The sequence below is a fragment of the Pseudomonas sp. UBA7500 genome (genome assembly GCF_002478435.1).
GTDB classification, from domain to species: Bacteria; Pseudomonadota; Gammaproteobacteria; order Pseudomonadales; family Pseudomonadaceae; genus Aquipseudomonas; species Aquipseudomonas palmensis.
In genome coordinates, this window is record NZ_DLNW01000019.1 from 547 (window position 1) to 2356 (window position 1810).

The 1810-nt window shown below is 65.7% G+C and carries 2 protein-coding genes and 1 pseudogene; all 3 read right to left on the reverse strand.

What is annotated here, in order from left to right; translation table 11 throughout:
- On the reverse strand, window positions 1–482 hold a 482-nt coding region (locus B4I46_RS08900), incomplete at its 3' end, for an acyl-CoA dehydrogenase family protein (RefSeq protein ID WP_422662688.1).
- 183 nt (window positions 483–665) lie between these two features.
- Window positions 666–1391, reverse strand: coding sequence for a hypothetical protein (locus B4I46_RS08905; protein ID WP_286899761.1), 726 nt, complete (start codon window positions 1389–1391; stop codon window positions 666–668).
- A gap of 182 nt (window positions 1392–1573) precedes the next feature.
- A pseudogene (locus B4I46_RS08910) lies at window positions 1574–1810 on the reverse strand (L-cystine ABC transporter ATP-binding protein YecC); the annotation flags it as partial.

Sequence of the window (1810 nt, forward strand, 5' to 3'; positions counted from 1 at the left end):
TCGCCCTGGCGCAAGGCGCGGGCCTTGAGTTCGAGGGTGTTCTTGCTGCCGCGCTCGGGGCCGGCATTGCCGATGCGCCAGCCGTCGAGCACCGACTTGAACAGCAGGTGCTTCTGGCGTTCGTTGCCGGTGTTCTTGACCTGCTGGAGGATGCCGAACTGGTTCTGCGGGATCTGCCCCAGGGCCGGGTCGGCCGCACTGATGATGCGGAACACCTCGGCGATGGTGGCGAAGGAAACGTCCGGCCCGCCGTGCTCGCGCGGGATGCTGATGCTGCCCAGGCCGCTGCGGGTGAACTGCTCGATCTCGGCCCACGGCAGCTTGCGCTGCTGGTCGCGCCGGGCGGCCTGCAGGCGCGCGGCGGCGGCCAGTTCATGGGCGGCCTCCAGGGCCTCTGCGTCATTGCGCAGGACCTTGGCCGGCAGCAGTAATGGGGCGTTGTCCAGATCGCTGTGGACTGCGTCGTGTACCAAGCTGGACATCAGTACCGCTCCTTGGCTGCACTCAATGCCCTGGCGTTGCGCACTGGGGTGATTGTGTTCCTGACCATACCTACCTCACGTATTGGAAACGTCGCCGTGATCGATATGGGCGACAGAAATGCGCTGGTCCGGTGGTCCGGTCTATATACCCTAAGCGTGTATAAAAATTAAATAAACTAACCTTTAGGAATATGCATAGAAGTGCCTCCGCGGCCCTTGGCCGAACACCCGCAGGCGCACGGCCGGGGCCCACTGCGAGCAGTTGCCGACCTTGTCCAGAATGCAGTAGCTGGCGTCCAGGTGCTCGTCGTTGCCGGCTTCCAGCAGCACTTGGGGCGGGATCAGGCCCTGTATCGGGCCGCCGATACCGTCGCTGGGCAGTGGCGCCAGGTCGATGCGCAGGTCGGCCCAGCGCAGGGTGATCGCATCGCCTTCGGCCATGTGCCGGTACGGCGCGATGTTGAACGGTACACCCTGCCCGCAGCGGCTCAGATCCAGCCCTTGGCGCAGCAGCCGGCCAGGCAGGTGCAAGGGCGTCAGGTGCGGGTTCTCCGGGGTGGTCACGTAGCCGCCGGGGCAGTTCAGCTTGACCGCTACCTGCAATGGCGCGGAGCGTCGCGGGTGCTGGCCGGGCTGGAGCAGGCGGTAGTGCAGGGTGTTGAGCCCCGGGTAGAGCATCTGCCTGGGCACGGCGAGGGCGATCGAGGTGCCGGGCTCGCCGGCGCGCAGTAGATGCGCGGCCACGTAGCGGTTGCCCCAGAACAGCTCCAGCAGGTCGCCGGCCTGCAGGGTCGGTGCGGTCTGGATGCTGGCTTGCAGGTGGCTGGCGGTGTGCACGCCAATGCCATGGGGCGCGATATGGAGCAGGGCGGGGGGCGGCAGTTCAGATCCTTTGGCTGCGCGGTGCATGGTCCGTTTCCTTGTGCGGGTGGTGGCACGAGGCTTTGGTTATTGGCTGGATCGGCAGGTGAGTCAAGGTGCCCGATGGCCGTGACCGGGCAGTCGGCAGTGCTTCAGAGCGGTCCTACCCGAAGCGGCATGGGGGCTGTGGATAAACTCGGATTTGTCTGTGCTCGGGCGGTGCATCCGGGTCAGTGGGCGTGGCCCTGCGCGCCGAGAAACTTGCCCAGAAACTGGCGTGTGCGTTCTTCCTTCGGCGCGGCGAACAGGGCCTTGGCCTCGCCCTGTTCGACGATCACGCCCTTGTCGAAAAAGATCACCCGGTTGGCCACGTCGCGGGCGAAGTTCATTTCGTGGGTGACGATGATCATGGTGCGGTTTTCCTGGGCCAGGCCGCGAATGGTCGCCAGCACCTCGCCCACCAGCTC

Coding starts and splice junctions, on each gene's coding strand:
- B4I46_RS08905 (WP_286899761.1), bottom strand. CDS start 1,391: ATGCACCGCGCAGCCAAAGGATCTGAACTGCCGCCCCCCGCCCTGCTC.